At 29.3% G+C, this 17197-nt stretch carries 14 protein-coding genes; 3 read left to right on the top strand and 11 right to left on the bottom strand.

Annotated elements, in window-relative coordinates:
- Nucleotides 1–132 precede the first annotated feature (132 nt).
- The 7 genes from BSD9I1_RS05145 to BSD9I1_RS05115 all read right to left on the bottom strand — a co-directional run bounded on the left by BSD9I1_RS05145 (nucleotide 133) and on the right by BSD9I1_RS05115 (nucleotide 8093).
- On the bottom strand, nucleotides 133–1221 hold the full coding sequence (locus BSD9I1_RS05145; protein ID WP_186429438.1) for a dipeptide epimerase: 1089 nt from the start codon (nucleotides 1219–1221) through the stop codon (nucleotides 133–135).
- A 133-nt stretch (nucleotides 1222–1354) separates the two neighbouring features.
- A complete protein-coding gene (locus BSD9I1_RS05140; RefSeq protein ID WP_186429437.1) occupies nucleotides 1355–1681 on the bottom strand; it encodes a DUF3870 domain-containing protein in 327 nt (108 codons plus the stop codon).
- Nucleotides 1682–1715: 34 nt separating this feature from the next.
- The gene (locus tag BSD9I1_RS05135) at nucleotides 1716–3128 is read right to left on the bottom strand and encodes an SH3 domain-containing protein (RefSeq protein WP_186429436.1); all 1413 of its coding nucleotides are present in this window, start codon (nucleotides 3126–3128) and stop codon (nucleotides 1716–1718) included.
- Nucleotides 3129–3158: 30 nt separating this feature from the next.
- Nucleotides 3159–4319, bottom strand: coding sequence for a DUF819 domain-containing protein (locus BSD9I1_RS05130; RefSeq protein WP_186429435.1), 1161 nt, complete (start codon nucleotides 4317–4319; stop codon nucleotides 3159–3161).
- Between the two features lie 50 nt (nucleotides 4320–4369).
- Nucleotides 4370–5752 carry a dipeptidase PepV gene (gene pepV, locus BSD9I1_RS05125; RefSeq protein WP_186429434.1) on the bottom strand — a complete coding sequence of 461 codons (1383 nt, stop codon included), beginning with the start codon at nucleotides 5750–5752 and terminating at the stop codon, nucleotides 4370–4372.
- A 252-nt stretch (nucleotides 5753–6004) separates the two neighbouring features.
- Nucleotides 6005–6784, bottom strand: a complete 780-nt coding sequence (locus BSD9I1_RS05120; RefSeq protein ID WP_186429433.1) for a serine hydrolase — start codon at nucleotides 6782–6784, stop codon at nucleotides 6005–6007.
- Between the two features lie 13 nt (nucleotides 6785–6797).
- Nucleotides 6798–8093, bottom strand: coding sequence for a Na+/H+ antiporter NhaC family protein (locus tag BSD9I1_RS05115; protein WP_186429432.1), 1296 nt, complete (start codon nucleotides 8091–8093; stop codon nucleotides 6798–6800).
- Nucleotides 8094–8569: 476 nt separating this feature from the next.
- Here BSD9I1_RS05115 and BSD9I1_RS05110 point away from each other — a divergent pair, with 476 nt between their 5' ends.
- Both BSD9I1_RS05110 and BSD9I1_RS05105 read left to right on the top strand, forming a co-directional pair.
- On the top strand, nucleotides 8570–9457 hold the full coding sequence (locus BSD9I1_RS05110) for an MBL fold metallo-hydrolase (protein WP_186429431.1): 888 nt from the start codon (nucleotides 8570–8572) through the stop codon (nucleotides 9455–9457).
- A 109-nt stretch (nucleotides 9458–9566) separates the two neighbouring features.
- Complete coding sequence (locus tag BSD9I1_RS05105) at nucleotides 9567–10637, top strand: AI-2E family transporter (RefSeq protein WP_186429430.1); 1071 nt, start codon at nucleotides 9567–9569, stop codon at nucleotides 10635–10637.
- A 16-nt stretch (nucleotides 10638–10653) separates the two neighbouring features.
- On the opposite strand, the gene BSD9I1_RS05100 is transcribed toward BSD9I1_RS05105, so the two are convergent.
- From BSD9I1_RS05100 to hisS, 3 genes are all read right to left on the bottom strand, one after another.
- Nucleotides 10654–11886 carry an NRAMP family divalent metal transporter gene (locus BSD9I1_RS05100; protein ID WP_186429429.1) on the bottom strand — a complete coding sequence of 411 codons (1233 nt, stop codon included), beginning with the start codon at nucleotides 11884–11886 and terminating at the stop codon, nucleotides 10654–10656.
- Between the two features lie 8 nt (nucleotides 11887–11894).
- Nucleotides 11895–14183 carry an RNA polymerase recycling motor HelD gene (helD, locus tag BSD9I1_RS05095; protein ID WP_186429428.1) on the bottom strand — a complete coding sequence of 763 codons (2289 nt, stop codon included), beginning with the start codon at nucleotides 14181–14183 and terminating at the stop codon, nucleotides 11895–11897.
- Nucleotides 14184–14321: 138 nt separating this feature from the next.
- Entirely contained in the window at nucleotides 14322–15644 is a 1323-nt protein-coding gene (gene hisS, locus BSD9I1_RS05090; protein WP_186429427.1) for a histidine--tRNA ligase, read from the bottom strand.
- A 231-nt stretch (nucleotides 15645–15875) separates the two neighbouring features.
- Between hisS and BSD9I1_RS05085 the strand changes: the two genes are divergently transcribed.
- The gene (locus tag BSD9I1_RS05085; protein WP_186429426.1) at nucleotides 15876–16550 is read left to right on the top strand and encodes a hypothetical protein; all 675 of its coding nucleotides are present in this window, start codon (nucleotides 15876–15878) and stop codon (nucleotides 16548–16550) included.
- A gap of 102 nt (nucleotides 16551–16652) precedes the next feature.
- On the opposite strand, the gene BSD9I1_RS05080 is transcribed toward BSD9I1_RS05085, so the two are convergent.
- Complete coding sequence (locus tag BSD9I1_RS05080) at nucleotides 16653–16898, bottom strand: hypothetical protein (protein ID WP_035306023.1); 246 nt, start codon at nucleotides 16896–16898, stop codon at nucleotides 16653–16655.
- Nucleotides 16899–17197 lie beyond the last annotated feature (299 nt).

Below are 17197 nucleotides of genomic sequence, written 5' to 3'. Positions count from 1 at the left end.
TCTTTCATAATTTATTAAAGTTATCGCATTCATATAGTGCAATAAAATAATTATTTAATATTTTTTCTACAAAGCACAGAAGACATAGACACCTTTATGTGCCTATGCCTTAGTATTATGTGTATAAAAGAGCTAAATATACTTTAACCCTTGTATTCTCTTTATTCCTAAGCCTGGAGTGTTTTCTAGTGTTATAATAGATTCATTGAAAATTGCGCCACCATCTACTGGATCTTCGCTGCAAAGTACAGGTCCATCTAAGTCTATTTTTGTTATGATACTTTTTGCTGCTGCTAAATGCACTGCTGCAGTAACGCTTACTTTTGCCTCAAGCATACATCCTATCATACATTCAACTCCATATATCTCTGCCATAGAACATATCTTAAGTGCATTATGAAGTCCTCCTGTTTTCATAAGTTTTATATTCACAAAATCTGCAGCTCTTGTTTGAAGTATTTTTAATGCATCTTCTGGCGAAAACACACTTTCATCTGCAAGTACTGGCATTGAAATATTATCTGTTACAAATTTAAGTCCTTCTATATCATGTGCAGCTACAGGTTGCTCTACAAATTCTATATTAAGTCCTGCATCCTCCATTTGCCTTAAAACTTTAACTGCTTCCTTAGGTTTCCATCCTTGATTTGCATCAATTCTAAGTTTAACATCATATCCTATAGCTTTTCTTATAGCTTTCATTCTTTCTATATCTTTTATAGAATCTTTCCCAACCTTAATCTTAAGTGTTTCATATCCTCTTTTAATTGCATCTAGGCTATCCTTAACCATTTCCTCAGGTTCATTTACGCTTATAGTTATATCAGTAACAATTTCTTTCCTATATCCACCTAGAAGTTTATATAATGGAGCCTTATACAGTTGTCCATATAAATCATATAAAGCTATATCTACAGCTGCTTTAGCACTAGTATTTTTGACTACACATTTATCTAGTATTAACATTATTTCTTCAAAGTTTTCTATATCCATTCCAATAATTGTTTTACTAATATGATCTTTAATTGCACCAATTATCGCACCAGTGGTGTCCCCTGTTATTACTCCAGTAGGAGGTGCTTCTCCAAATCCTATATTGCCTGTGTCTGTATATATCTCAACTATAACATCCTCTACGCTATTTACTGTTCTTAAAGCAGTTTTAAAAGGTGTTTTTAATGGTACTGAAATTAATCCTATTCTTATATCTGTTATTTTCATAGTTTATTCCTCCTAAAATTAAGTTAAATGTGAAAATCCAGCAAAAGCAAAGTAACAAAACTTGCTTTTACTGGATTTCATTTAGGTAGATACAGTAGTAAATAACTATATCTTATTAAACAAAGCAGTAATTTTAAAAATATTTTTGTTTTATTTCACTATATTTTTTTATACCATCTTTATATGCTACTAAAATTGCTCTTTGTGAAGAACCATGATACCTTCTTTTCACTTCACTCTCCACCTTCTCATCATAGTCATTTAACATTTTACCTATTAAAAGACTTTGGACAAATTCATCTGTTGTTCTTATAGTAGAAGAACAACTTAAATCTACTACTTTATCTGTAGTTATATCTACTACAAAACCAATATAAAATGAATTGTACATAGTTGTTATTGCATTTTCAGTATTTGTCTTTGAATTCCCAACCACATATACCGTATTAGAATTATACATTAAAATCACCCCAATAAATATTATAAAATAATATTTATTTCTTGTCTAATATGAACTCTTTTCCAATGGTCATTTCCTCCAAATAAGTTTTTCCATCTTCACTTGAGACTATAGTTACAGGTGTAACCATAATTTGACGTGATCTGTAATATTTATATTTTCCATTTTCATCTTTATTATAAAATCCTGAAAAATCGTGAATCATATAGTGCTCTCCATTGTATTTACCAAGGTATAACATGGCATGACCTGGCATGTATAATGCAGCTCCGGTGTTCATACCATCAAATAACCTTTGTCTTTCATCTAACTTCATTTCCTTTGGCATATTGTAATCATTTGCCATAGCTATTTCAGCTTGTTCTCCTGTATTTCTAGGTAACTTAAATCCCATAGTTCTATATATGTCCATTATAAAAGCAGAACAATCTCTTCCATTAAACATTCCACCCCAGCCATATCTCTCACCTAATAGTTTAAAAGCTTGGTTTAATATATTTCTCTTTGTATAATATATATATCCCACATTTACATCCTCTGACTTAGACATTAAAGCAAGTTTTAATGACATCATACCATTTTTATCTCTTGTAGGAAGTTTAACTACATAATTCCCTGTAGGATTTTGTCCATAAATATCGTCTCCAATTTCATCCTGAGTAGCAAGTGGAATTCTTACTCCCATATCGAACTTTAATTCAGAAATCTGTGAATTCAATGGATTATTAACAGTAAATACTCTCTTACCTGTAGTTACTATAAAATCCTTTGTGTTAATATAGTCAAATAATTCTTCCTTGGTGGTTATAGCTACATCTTCTGCAGGTATCCAAGCTAAGTAATTATACATTTGTGCAAAAATCCATTTATTATCCTTACTATAGCTTAATATCACTAATGGTTCCAGAGGATAAACAGCTGTTTCCATTAATCTATCAAACTCATAATTATCTCCTTCTTTAAATAATACATCGTATGTTGGATAAGTCTTCATAATCGTTCTTTTTACTGTAATACCATATTTGACCTTATTAACCTCTTGTAATGCATTTAGATTTAAATTTTCTTTTAGCTTATTATAATAAACTTCTGTAGCTTGCTTACCCTCTGAATCATACCTAGGTGTAGATGCAGGTGAGCTGATGTTTAATATTAGTTCTCTTAATTCATCCTTTTTAAATGATTCATTATATTTTTCAAGATCCACAATTGCTGACTCTTTTTCTTCAATTACTTTATTATATTTTTCTATAGATTTACTATCCATGATAATTTTATCTGGATCTTCAGTATTGTTTATCCAAAAGTCAGCTTTCATCATCTCATCGCTAACTTTAGGTACATTAGTCTGATATTGAACATAATTTTCTCCAGCCGCATAAACATTAGTGGAAATAAGAGCAGTACACGCCAAAACTAAAATACTCCTTAATTTAAGTTTTCTCATAGTTATTATATTCCCCCCATGATTTATAAATTACATTATAGAAAGTATCTTTCCTACTATAAGTCCTCCACCTGTACCTACTATATATCCCATAAGTGCCATTAGAACCCCTATAGGAACCAATGCTTCACTATAAGCTGCTGCAAGTATTGGTGCAGATGCCACTCCTCCAATATTGGCTAAACTTGCAACTCCGCATGTAAATAAATCTAGCTTAAATATCTTTGCAGAAATTGTTAAAACTATTGCATGTATACCTAGAATCACAAATCCTGAAATTATATATATAGGCGCTTGAGTAAGTTCTAAGAAGTTTGCCCTGGAAGCTATTAATGCAACTATTGTATATAACATAAGATTTGAAAGATGTGAAGATCCTGGTATCTTAGCGATAGGAGTCATAGCACATACTACTCCAATTAAGGTTGCTATAAGCACTGTCCATGTAGTTCCCTGGAAAAATACTGATTGTGGAAGCATTCCACCTATATACTGAGATATTGCAGAAACAAATAAGCTTAATCCAAGTAAAATTATAATATCTGAAAATTCTATTTCCTTTCTCATATTTTCACTATCTTTGCTTAATTTTTCTCCTATTTCATCTATAAGTTTTGTATTAGACTTTGTCCACTTATTAAATTTAGGTGAAAATGATACTAGCCATAATAAGAACATAACCCATATAGAATAATTTATAGAATCCATAAGCAGTGTATATCCAAGTTTTGCATCTGATACATTTAAGGCTCCTTGTACTGCTACCATGTTACCAGTTCCACCAAGCCAGCTTCCACATAGAGCTGCAAATGCCTTCCATGTATCCCCCTCATAAAATCCTTTAAACAATCCATAAGTTACTACAAATCCAAGCATAATACTTATACTTGCTGAAAAAAATCCAATTAACATCTTTGGTCCTAGTTTAAATATCTTTCTAAGATCACATCTTAAAAGCATTAAGAATATCATGGCAGGTAAAAGATTATCTTTTAATCCCTTATATACTGCTGTTATTTCTTTGTTATTTTGCCACACTCCAAATGTTGATAGAAGCATAGCTGTAAAATATAAAAGAACAATAGCTGGAACATAGTTAAAAAATTTAGATTTTGATTTCTTTTCTGCTAGCACTAGCAAACTTGCAAAGAAAAGCAAAAATGCTACATAAGTAAAACCTTTCGTTATCATAGGTACTCCTCCTTTTTTGTTAACATTGTCGATATTTTAATTTAATTTTATTACTTCGCTAATTCGTACATAGCCTCTGCCATTATTTCTGTGTTTTTTATTAAATGACTTATCTCAATATATTCATTAGGCTTATGCTCTACCATTTCCTGCCCCTTAAATATTGGACCAAAGGCTACTACATTTGGCATGGCTTTAGCATAAGTTCCTCCTCCTATAGATATAAGATTTGCTACATCTCCTGTCTTTGCTTCATATACCTTTTGAAGCTTTTTTATAAAGTTTGTTTCCGGAGAAACATATAAGCTCTTTTTATGTCTCAAATACACCTGTCTTAAATTACCTTCTTTGAATTTTCCATCTAATATATGTTTGAAATCTTCGTAATCCTTCGTGACAGGATATCTCATATTTAACTCAAAACTTATTTTGTTATTATTGCCCTGTATTGTTCCTAAATTCAATATAAACTTTCCTGATATATCATCTTCCATATAAACACCTAGTGACTGTCCATTTACTTCTGTATTTATATATTTATTTATAAACCTTATAACCTCTCCCATATCCCCATCTATATCAAATTCTTCTAATAGAATTAATAAATTTGAAATTGCATTTTTACCCTTTTCTGGGGTACTTCCATGAGCTGATACCCCATAAGATTTAATTTTTAAATCCTCTCCATCTTTAACTTCAACTTCAAAGCCATCTTTGCCTAATACTTGTTTCTTAATACATTCTAATTTATCTTTAGGAGCACTTATAACCACTTCTGCATAATCCGGAACTACATTTGGTGCAATGCCACCCTTTATACATTCTATTTTTACATCTCCGTCTGTACATATATCTCTTTCGTATTTACAAGTTATAATCCCTTTTTCTCCATTTATTATAGGGTACTCTGCATCTGGAGTAAATCCTGCTACTGGTATTTCTTCCCCTTTATCTAGGTAATACTTAATGCAATTACTTCCCGTCTCCTCATTAGTACCAAATATTATTCTTATTCTCTTACTTATTGGAAGTCTTAGCTCATTTAAGGCTCTTAACGCATATAGTGCTCCTATAAGTGGCCCTTTATTATCAATAGTACCTCTTCCATAAATTTTGTCATCATGAATTTCCGCTGCATACGGTGGATATTTCCAACCGTCACCTTCAGGTACTACATCTAAGTGTCCAAGCACTGCTATCATTTCTTCACCTTCACCGTATTCTGCATATCCAACAAAGTTGTCCATATTTTTAGTTTTAAGTCCCATATCACTAGCTAGTTTTAAAGTATAATTCAACGCCTTATATACTCCTTCTCCAAATGGCATTCCATCTTGGGGATTTTCCTCTACACTTTTAATTTTTACTACATTTTGTACTTCTCTTACGATTTCATCCTTCATTTCTTCTATTTTTTTATCTAATTGTGTCAAAATTATCACTTCCTAACTTTTTAAACTTATTATTTAGATATTTTAAATATAAAAAGTCCAGTAAATGAGTAACTCATCTACTGGACTTCGTCTACGACAAATGCTTTAGGCACCTAAATAAACTAAGCAGTAAAATATATTTAATTTAATTATTTGTGTATCAGTGTTTATATTTTTATTATAATCTATCTTGATTGTAATTTCAAGAATTAATTGAATATTTTAAACAAACACTATGAACCTATCAGCTTATTAAATTCCTTCTATACTTTTATAAACCTCATGTGATATCTTTCCTATAATTTCTCTTCCTTCCTTGTTTGTATCTACCTTCTTAGTTAATACACAAATTATATAATTATCCTTTGGATGAAATACTATTCCTACGTCATGTTCTAGTTTGTCTAAATCACCTGTTTTATGAGCAATTACTAAATCTTCCGGTAAATATAAATTTAATCTTCCTCCAACTTGCTGCCTTTTTAATGTATCGAGCATTATTTCACTATATTCTTCACTTACTAATTTTCTTTCATAAATACTTTCCAGTATACTACATAAGTCTTTAGCTGTTGTTACATTTTCTCTTCCCATTTTTGCTGCAACTGAATCCATCATCTTTCTTCTTAATTGAGTATTATATAGTTTTAATCTTTCTGCTTCTTCATTTACTTTTTTCATTCCCAACATATCAATTAATATATTGGTTGCTGTATTATCACTTAGTATAATCATTAAGGTTACAATTTCCTTTAAAGTAAATGAATGTCCTTCTTCTAATTCCTTTAATATTCCATCCCCTCCACACTTTGAACAATTTAGCAGCTTGATTCTATCATTTAGTGACATTCTACCTTCTTTTACTTCTCTCATAAGGGTTGACATTATTACTAGCTTAATAGTACTAGCAGAAGGAAATATCATATTTTCATTTATCATTATTGTAGATTTATCATTCATCATCCTTAACGCAACTGCTATATTTCCATTAGAATTGCTAATTATATTTTCAATGTTATTCTTTAACTCCATTATATTTTCCTCCTTAACCAAAGAAAGCTCTTATAAATATAAGTAAAACATTAGCTATAACAACAATAACCCCAAACTTAACCATATTCTTCAAGTCTTTTGATCTAGCAAGTCCCATTTGTCCTAACATATCTGCCTCTGGATATGCAAAGGAAGTTATTTGAGAACCAACTAGTAAAATCATTGCCCACAAGCCAGTTGACATTCCTAAATCTTGTACAAATCCATTGAACATCTTGTCCATTACTACCGATTGAGCTACAGCGGCTCCTCCTATTCCAAAAATTCCAGTTAAAGTAGAAACTAAGGAAAAAACTATCTTATTTCCTGAGCCTAATAATGGTTCTAGCAAGGTTACTAATGATTTAAAAGCTCCTGATTCTTCTATGAAAGTTATGAAAGGATTAAATAATATAAACATTATAAACAGCCACATCATACGCGATGCCCCTTCAACTAACGTATCAAATATTTCATTTAAGCTTAACTTTCCTGTAACTCCTGTTATAACTGCTGTAGTAAACATTACAACTATGGCATAGGAAGCTCCACTTTTTACATAAATACCATAAACTATTAAAAGAGTTAATGTGATTAAAAAACCATAGGTAGCTCGCTTAGCGTTTTCTCCTGCCTTTTCGTTAATATCAATATTCTCAGTACTTTCATAAACATATATGCCCTTTGTATCCTTCTGAATTTTATTAGCCATGATATAAGTTACTATTAAGCATACTACTGTTACAGGCAATCCAGCAGATATTAAGTACTCTACATAGCTTAGCCTAGTTAGTCCCATTATAGTAACAACTTGTGGTGAAAAAGGTCCTATAAACATTCCTGTTAGTCCTGCTCCCATAAGCACTGCTGATAAAGAAGATGGGGTAATTCCAATAACTGCTACTAATGGTATTACTATTGGTGCTATAATTGCATTTGCTCCTGCCAAAGTTCCAAGTAAAGCAGTTAACACCATAGAAGCAATCATAGATGCTAATATAGCTCTTTTTTCTGTATTTATTCCTATCTTTCTCATAACTGTTCTTACTAAGTTTTCAGCAACACCTGTCTTTTTCAAGATTGCCCCTAGCGCAGAGCCTAACATAATTATAAACCCTATTAATCCAAGGAAGGATCCTAATGATTCTCCAATCACTGCACCCATACCTAATAAAGGTTTATTTGTTAGAATACCTGTAATAATAACACATAGTAATACATTTAGGATTGGATTAATGTCCTTAAAAGCCAGCACTATATAAAGTATTAGTGGTATAAGCGCAAACAAAGGTGAAATTCCAAATAACATATAAATACCCCCTTAGTTATATTATTTAAATAAATGCATTTTAAATTAAATGCATTTATTTATTATTTAGGTGTTTAACAATATAAAAAGTCCAGTAAATGAATAAATCATCTACTGGACTTCGTTTACGGCAAATGCTTTAGGCATCAAATAAACTAAGCAGTAAAACATATCTTTTTAATTATTTAACTTTTATATGTTTATATTTATATAATAACTTATTTCAATTACAACTTCAAGAATTAATGTAATATTTTTCAAGATTGAACATTACTATTTCTTTCACCAATTTTAAATTTCTAGTTATACAATAAATATATTCTATAATGAAGTTTATATGACTAATTTCATTATAGATTTTATAAAGTTACTATGCATTTTAAATACTGCAAATTTACATATCAATACATAAATGATATATTAGATATAACATTATAATTAGAAATTTTTATACATCATGTAAGGAGCTGAGAACTATGGAACTTAGTAAGATTAAGGGTAACACTTATTACATAAATGCCCCTACTAATATTGGAGTTTACGTATTTAAAAATAAAAACTGTCTTTTAGTAGATACAGGCATGAATAATTCTTCTACAAAAAAAGTGGATGAGATACTAGTACAAAATGGCCTTCATCCTAAATATATAATAAACACCCACAGCCATTTGGATCATTGTGGTGGGAATACATATTTTCAAAATAATTATCCTGGATGCCTAGTTTATTCTTCTTTAAAAGAAAAACTATTTATGGAGAACCAGGAACTTCACGCTTCCATACTTTCCACTGGAAATCCTTTTAAAGGTTTAGATAAAAGTAATAAATCTTTATCTATAGACTTTTTACTTGAATATGGAACAACCAAAATAAATGATGAGAAGCTTGAAGTAATTTCTCTTAAAGGGCATTCGATAGAACAAATTGGAATTATTACTCCTGAAAAGGTATGTTTCTTAGGTGACTCACTCTTTAGTGATACCACAATAGATAAATATTCCCTACCATACTTATATGATATAGAGGAAAGCTTAAATACCTTAAACTTTATAAAAGAGATAGATGCAGATTATTTTGTAATAGGACATAGTGATAAAACTTATGAAAAGTTAGAAATAACTCAATTAGCTGAAAAGAACATAGAAAATATAAATAAATATTTAAATGATATATTGGAATTATTAGATCAACCATTATCTAAAGAAGATGTTTTAGAAAACCTAGCTCTTTTAAATAACTTAGATATGGAATTTAGACAATATCACCTAAATCTATCTGCAGTAAGCTCTTTTTTATCTTATCTTTATAATAATGGTAAAATAAATTCTTCTGTGCAAGATGGTAAACTTTATTTTTATGTATAATTTTACAACAGTCTTTTGTGATACTATTCAGAACTTATAAAAAACTAAGCTCAAGGATAATCAAATACAAGAGTATAAACTATCACGCATATTGAAAGGATGTTTTTATTTGTTTCAAGATAAACTTATTAAATCACTTACAAAAGTTTTACTCACACTTGCCATAATTTATTTATTTGGCAAATTAACATTTATATTAAACTTAGGAGAGAAAATCATAGGTACTGTCCTCATTCCTATTTTGATAGGACTATTATTTTATTATATGCTAAGACCGTCTGTAAGATTTTTGGTTAAAAATGAATTCAAAAAGAATTTGTCTGTAACAATAGTTGTACTGCTTTTTATCCTTACTATATCCTTATTATTTAGTTATAGCAGCAATACTATTATAACTAGCTTAAGTACATCGCTTAATAATATATCTAACCAAATTAAAAATATAGGAAATCCTAGCGATATTATAAATAATAAATTTCAAATACCTTCACTTAATCTTGAGGATATACAACAAAAAGCAACCTCATTCTTGCAAACTGCTTTAGTACATTTAAGTAACAATGTAGTAAATATATTTTCTAACATTGCAGATATAGGAAGTAAAATAATACTAGTTCCTTTTGTGCTCTTTTATTTCTTAAAGGATGATGATGAATTCACCAACATTTTCATAAACTTATTTTCTGAAAAGCGTAAAGAAAATATAAAAGACTTGATAAGAGATACCGATAAGGTACTTTCAGATTATATAGCAGGCCAATTAGTAGCCGCTTTAGTTATAGGAGTATTTATGTATATAGGATATTTGATTATTGGTATGGAAAATGCTTTATTCCTTGCTATATTTGCAATAATTACTTCTATAATCCCATTTTTAGGTCCTATACTTGGAATACTTCCTGCTTTTTTAATATCACTATCTATGGGAAATTTCCCTATGCTCGTAAAAATATTAATTGTATCTATCGTAGTTCAACAGATAGAGGGTAATTTTATAACTCCTAATATAATGGGTAATAGACTTAAAATTCATCCATTAACTATAATATTTGTGATAATGATTGCAATATCTGTATTTGGATTTATTGGGGCATTTATTGCAGTACCGCTTTATGCTTTACTTAAAGTGTGGTTTAAGGACATTAGACAAATGTATAAAGAAAATAAATTAGTTGAATAAAATTATGGCGATGTTTTTAAAACATCGCCATAATTTTATATATGATTAAAGCTATAAAAAACACTACTATACTTATCACCGTAAACCATACAACTATATTTTGTATTGGCTTATTTACTTCTTTCCCCATAATCTCACTGTTGTTTGTTATTATAATCATATATATAAGAATTACAGGCACTATCATAGAGGCTAAAGCTTGAGCTAAAATTACCAAATTTACAAGAGAATTCTTACTTAACAAAACAAAAACCCCACTTATAACTAGAATAAATGTAAATATTATATAAAATAGTGGCGCTTCTTTACAACTTTTTTCAAATCCATTTTCTAATGCAAAAGCATCACATATTGCAAGGGTTGCAGCTAATGGGATTAATGCTAATGTTATAATTGCAAAACTTAATATTCCCATACCAAATATATATTTAGCATACTTTCCAAAGGCCTTTATAAAAATCTCCCCTAGATTCTTATCACTTATGGCAATTTCTCCTCCCCTTTGAAAACTTTCAATCCCTACAATCATAATAAGTAACGTCATTAAAAACATTATTAAAATCCCTATATATATACCTATTTTTTGTTCTCCATATTCCTTCAGACTCAAATCTTCCTGAACTAAATAAGATTGAAGATGAAATATCATGTAAATTGGAATGGAAGCTCCTATTATACTTAAACAATAGTATATATAATCACTTTGCCAAAAATCTATGTTTTGCATAGAATTAATTATAACTTTACTTGAATTATTAAAATCAACTGCTGAAATTATATATATAATAAATATAATGCTTAATAAAAAAAATATATTTTGAGCACTTCCATAGTATCTCTTAGCTATCGTAAGCCATATGAATATAGAAATTATGATTATAGCTATATACTTATTTATACCCATAAGGTCTAAACCTATCAAGCATGATCCAAAGCTTGAAATAGTCAAAAATATACTTGATATCAAAACCATAATCATAGCAAAAAACGCCGGTTTTGCTCCATACCATTCCCTTATAAGATCTGCAAAACTTTTACCAGTTACCTTTGCCATTCTTATATTCATTTCTTGTATAAATAAAAAACTTATTGCCAGGAATATAATAGGCGGAAATAATCTATAACCATATTTATATCCCCCATTTATATAGGTAATTATTTTCCCCCCATAACTTGCAGAACTAATAACAATTAATCCTGCAATTATAGTAGATACTGTGGACAATGTTTTATTCTTAGATTTTTTCATAACAACCACTACTCCTTAAGTAAAGTTGTCAAATTTCCACTATATAAAACATACTCATTATGAAGAGCCCTTGTAAGGACAACATATAAGAGTCTTTTATCCAACTCATCTTCTTTATAGTTTTCATCATTTCCATTTATAATTATTGAACAATCAAACTCCAGTCCCTTGGTCATATAAGATGGAATTATTATCTTTTCTGAATTTACTCTTTTATCCTCTTCATTTATAAGCTTCCATCCCTCTATGCCATGCATATCAAACATATTTTTTATATTTTCACATTCCTGTGAATCCTTTCCTATAAGTGCAATGGTTTTTCTGTTTTCTTCGTTCATTTTATTTTCAATGCTTTGGATTATATCTACGAATCCATTATAATCATCATACTTAATAATTTCCGGTATCATTCCATGCCTTAATACTGGTTGGGCTGGCTTCAAGCTATTTTGCTGTTTTTTAAGTACTATATTTGCAAAATTAACTATTTCAACTGTAGAACGATAACTTTGAGATAATGCCACATAATTTGCATCTCCATCGTATACAAATTCAATGAGTCTTTTCCAATCATCTATTCCCTTATAATAATAAATGCTTTGGCCTGTATCTCCAACTATTGTAAATGAATTATTTGATACCATAGACTTTAAAACATATAATTGAAACAAGCTATAATCCTGAGCTTCATCTACTACAATGTGCTTAAACTTATCTTCTTCACTTACTCCCTCTAAATTAAATTTCAAATATAAAAGAGCGGCTAAATCATCACTATCTACAAAACCCTTCTCAAAGTTTCCTTCTGATTCTTTTTTCATTTCTTCCCAAATATTTTTAGGGATTTTACCTTCTGTAAGCTTTTCATAAATTTCTTCTTCAAATAAACCTAAGTATACTTTATTTATATTTATTTTACCTAAATCACTAAAGTAATTTTTTATTATCTTTTTACTATCTGCTTTAATTTTTCCCTTCAAATTATCTCTTTCTTCATATGCTGCTTTAATTTGATTTCTCTTTTCTTCCCCTTCAGGCATTTCTCTTAATTCTTTAAATAGAAATTCATATTGCGCATCAATTATTGCATGTATGTTTTTTACTTTCCCATCTAGCTGTTTATTAAAGTAACTGTTTATTTCTTTTTTTCTTTGTTCCATAGGAAGATGCTTTAATCCCTCTAAAAATAACTTTTTTATATCTCTTCCTCTAAAAAGAGTGTATTCACAAACCTCTATGTCTTCATAATCTAAATTATTCAATTGAATATATTTTATATATCTATCAATTACATTTTTAAAGAGAATACTTCCCTTCACCTTACTTACTGTGGTTATAAACTCTGCTTCTTTAACCATGTTGTTTTCAATTACATAAGCAAGTTTCTTATCTTTATTATATACTTCAAGTTTAGTTTTTAATATCTTTAAAGCAAGTTCTTCATATGTGAACTGATTTACCTTCCCTGCCCCAAGGTTTGGAAGCACTTCCGATATATAATCTAAGAATAAATTATTAGGTGCAACTACAAGCACATCTTCACCAGTGATATTTTTCTTGTACTTATATAAAAGGTATGCAAGTCTATGCAGTGCCACAGTAGTTTTACCCGAACCTGCTGACCCCTGCACTATAAGTGACCTATTCTTTTCACTTCTTATTATGTCATTTTGCTCTTTTTGTATTGTAGCAACTATATCTTTAAGTTTTTTATTTGCACTTTCTTCCAAATTTATTCTTAAAAATTCATCTTGAAGAGCTTCTTCACCATTTTCACTTACCTTTAATATGATTTGATTAGCTCCTTCATCAAAGGCATCCCTAATTTTACCACCCTTTATTAAGAACTTTCTCTTTAAAGATAATTCCCCCTCAATTTCCCCATATGGACCATAGTAAGAGCTCTTTCCTTCAGTACCACTATAATACAAATCTGCAATTGGGGCTCTCCAATCTATTACCTTTTCTTCTTGCTCTTTTTCATCATTTAATCCAATTTTACCTATATAAAAACTTTCTGCATCCCTAAGTCTTTCTCTAAAATCTATCCTTGCAAAATATGGTGCTCCTTTTACTTCTTTGTAATTTTTTACCTTTTCTTTATTTGCTTCTTGAATATGAATTGCAGTATCAAGTTCAAAGCTATATTTACCTTTAGATTCTTTTTTAAGCTTTTGAACCTTTTCATTAAACTCTTTAACATTACCTTCTAAATATTTTATTTCATCTTTAATCCAGTTTTTTGTTTCTTCTAGCTTTTCCTTTTCACCTTGTAATTCTTCTGGATGTATTGCCACTCTAGTATGCCTCCAATCATTAACTTATGTAAAATTTTACTATAATTATATTATATAACAAAATTTTATGATAATACACTTAAGAATTTAAGTCAAATTAATAAAGGCCAGCTTAAAGCTGGCCTTTATCAAAAATTATTATTTATTATTAATTATACTCATGGCATCATCAATAGTAATAGTTTGCTGTTCGCCTGTGCTCATATTTTTTAGTGTAATCTTATTTTGATTTATTTCATCAGAACCTATAAGTATTACATAAGGTATATTAAGCTTATCCGCATAACCGAACTTTTTACCTACCTTACCATCCTCAAAATAAATTTCACATACTATTTCATTTTCTCTTAAATCACTAGCAACCTTTATAGAATGTTCTATACACTCATCTCCCATAGGAATAATAAGTGCTTGTGATAAAGTTGATGAAGCATTTTCTCCTATTATATTAGCTTCTCTTAGCTGATAAAATAATCTTGTAAGGCCTATAGATATTCCTACTCCTGGAAGCTTTTGCTCAGTATAGTATTCTGCTAAGTTATCATATCTTCCACCGGAACACACACTTCCTATTTTAGGATAATTATTTAGTATAGTCTCATATACGGTACCTGTATAATAATCAAGACCTCTTGCTATAGTTAAATCTATGCTAAAGTTATTTTCAGGAACTTTAAAACATCTTATATAATATACAACTTGAGATAATTCTTTTAATCCTTCTTTAAACTCATCATTTTCTATATTAAGTTCTTCTAAGGATTTTAACATCTCATCATTGCTGCCCTTTATTTGTATAAACCCTATTATCTTATTTACTCTTTCCTCATCTAAACCTAAAGACTTTAGCTCTTCTATTACTGCATCCATTCCTATTTTATCAAGCTTATCTATAGTTCTTAAGATTTCTGCCTTATTATCAACATTTAAGGATGCAAAAAAGCCATTTAATACTTTTCTATTATTTATATGTATAGTAAAATCTTCAAAACCAAGTTCCTTAAATGTAGAATATATAACACTTGGGATTTCTGCATCATTTATTACGTTTAATTTCCCATTTCCTATTATATCTATATCACATTGATAAAACTCTCTAAAACGTCCCTTTTGATTTCTTTCTCCCCTATATACCTTTGACATATGATATCTTCTAAAAGGGAAAGTCAAATCGGAAAAATGCTGCGCTACATATCTTGCTAGTGGCACAGTTAAATCAAATCTTAAAGATAAATCTGTATCCCCTTTGGTAAATCTGTATATCTGCTTTTCTGTTTCTCCACCACCCTTGGCAAGAAGTATTTCAGATTTTTCTATAGTTGGAGTATCTAATGGAATGAAGCCACACTTTTCATAGTTATGTCTTATAGTATCCATCATTTTATTAAAAAGTATTTGATCTGCAGGAAGCAACTCCATAAATCCTGGCAGTATTGAAGGCTTTACTATATTTTTAGCCATTTTTATCCCTCCATATACTTTAGTATGATAAATTATGAATATTTTACACTATCGCAGGCAAAATTTCAAATATTTTCTAAATATTTTTTATCGTTATATCGTATTATAGCACATTTTTATTTAATAGTTACCACATTGTAAAGAAAAACTTGTATTTAAAAAATTGCAAGTTTTCTCAAAAATATATATAATATAAGCATTATACTAATATTAAACGTAGGAGCTGATTTAATGCTATTCTTTGGTAAAAAAACTGTTGATGATAAAATTATTCAAAGCCTATCGAACTTACTTAGTAAACATGAAGATGAATTTAATAAATGCTTTATTCCTAAGGATGCTTTTGTAACATTGTATTTAGGCGGTTCAGATTTACTAGATAATCAAATAAATAAAGAGCTTAAGGAATTTAACTTCCACGAATTAAATTATAAAAATAAAAATCTTTCAGATGTTTTAGATGAAAATTCTAAAATGAGAAAATCCTTTTTTGTTGCTTTAAACAATATAAAACAAAATCAAAATTTATTTTATAATAATGCTCTTTTAGATTTTTTAAAAGATAACGGAAAAGTTTTTTTAGGGAATTATCTTGAAGGATTTAAAAAGGAAGCAAAAGGATACCATAAGCATGTACAAAAGGGGAAACTAAAAGACGGACGACATGTATTTGTATGGATTCAAGATGAAAAGCTTCATCTATTAGATAACTTATTTGTGTATATAACTCCATTAGCAATAGATATAGAAAATATTGTTCGATTCTATGAAGAAGATAATGAAAGTTTTGCAGGTACTATACTGGAGTATGTGGATAACGGAGAAATTAAAAAATTAAAGTTTAATTTATCATCCTTTACTGCACTAAAACAAATACTGCCATTTAAAGCAGAAAACAAAGAATAAAAAGTTGCTTACGCAACTTTTTATTTAATCTCTAGTCGCTAATCACTAATCATTAACCTGTTTTTTACTAGACATGTGAAGATTAGCGATTGGTGACTGTTATTAAAGTACCTTTTTTAATTTGTCAAACCCATATTCTTTAATGTATGTTTGATTGTTTTCATCTCTTATTAAAAGCTTTACTAGATCATTTTTAATTTTTAATACCTTACCTTTTAATTTACTTCCTATAATATTTACTGGTGCTCCGTAAGTAAGCTCTTTTAAATTATTGCTATTGCAGTACTCACATTTCTCTGAATCTTTTAATATCCTTTTGCAATCCTTACAATAATATAACTTATCCATGATTAACCCCTCCACCACTTTTTGTACATTCGTATATTTTATACTAATATATATTTATACTTAAGTGATTTAGAATATGACTACTTCTAGAAATATTACGACCGTTTTTAATGCTCTTGGTTGCATAGAATTTTCATCTAGGAAGACGTTCATTTCGCTAAAAACAGCTAATATTTATAAATAAAGCCGTTTTAAAGCTTATTCAATGTCTTCTACGATGAAAATTTTATACTCCCATAGCATTAAAAAGTTCTTCATGTGAACTGCTAAAGGAAGAAATTCAGATAACTGAATTTCTA

It is taken from the genome of Clostridium sp. BSD9I1, assembly GCF_900185645.1.
Classification (GTDB): domain Bacteria; phylum Bacillota; class Clostridia; order Clostridiales; family Clostridiaceae; genus Clostridium_AK.
Note: the sequence above shows the minus strand (reverse complement) of the source record. Positions and strands in the feature narration are given on the sequence as shown.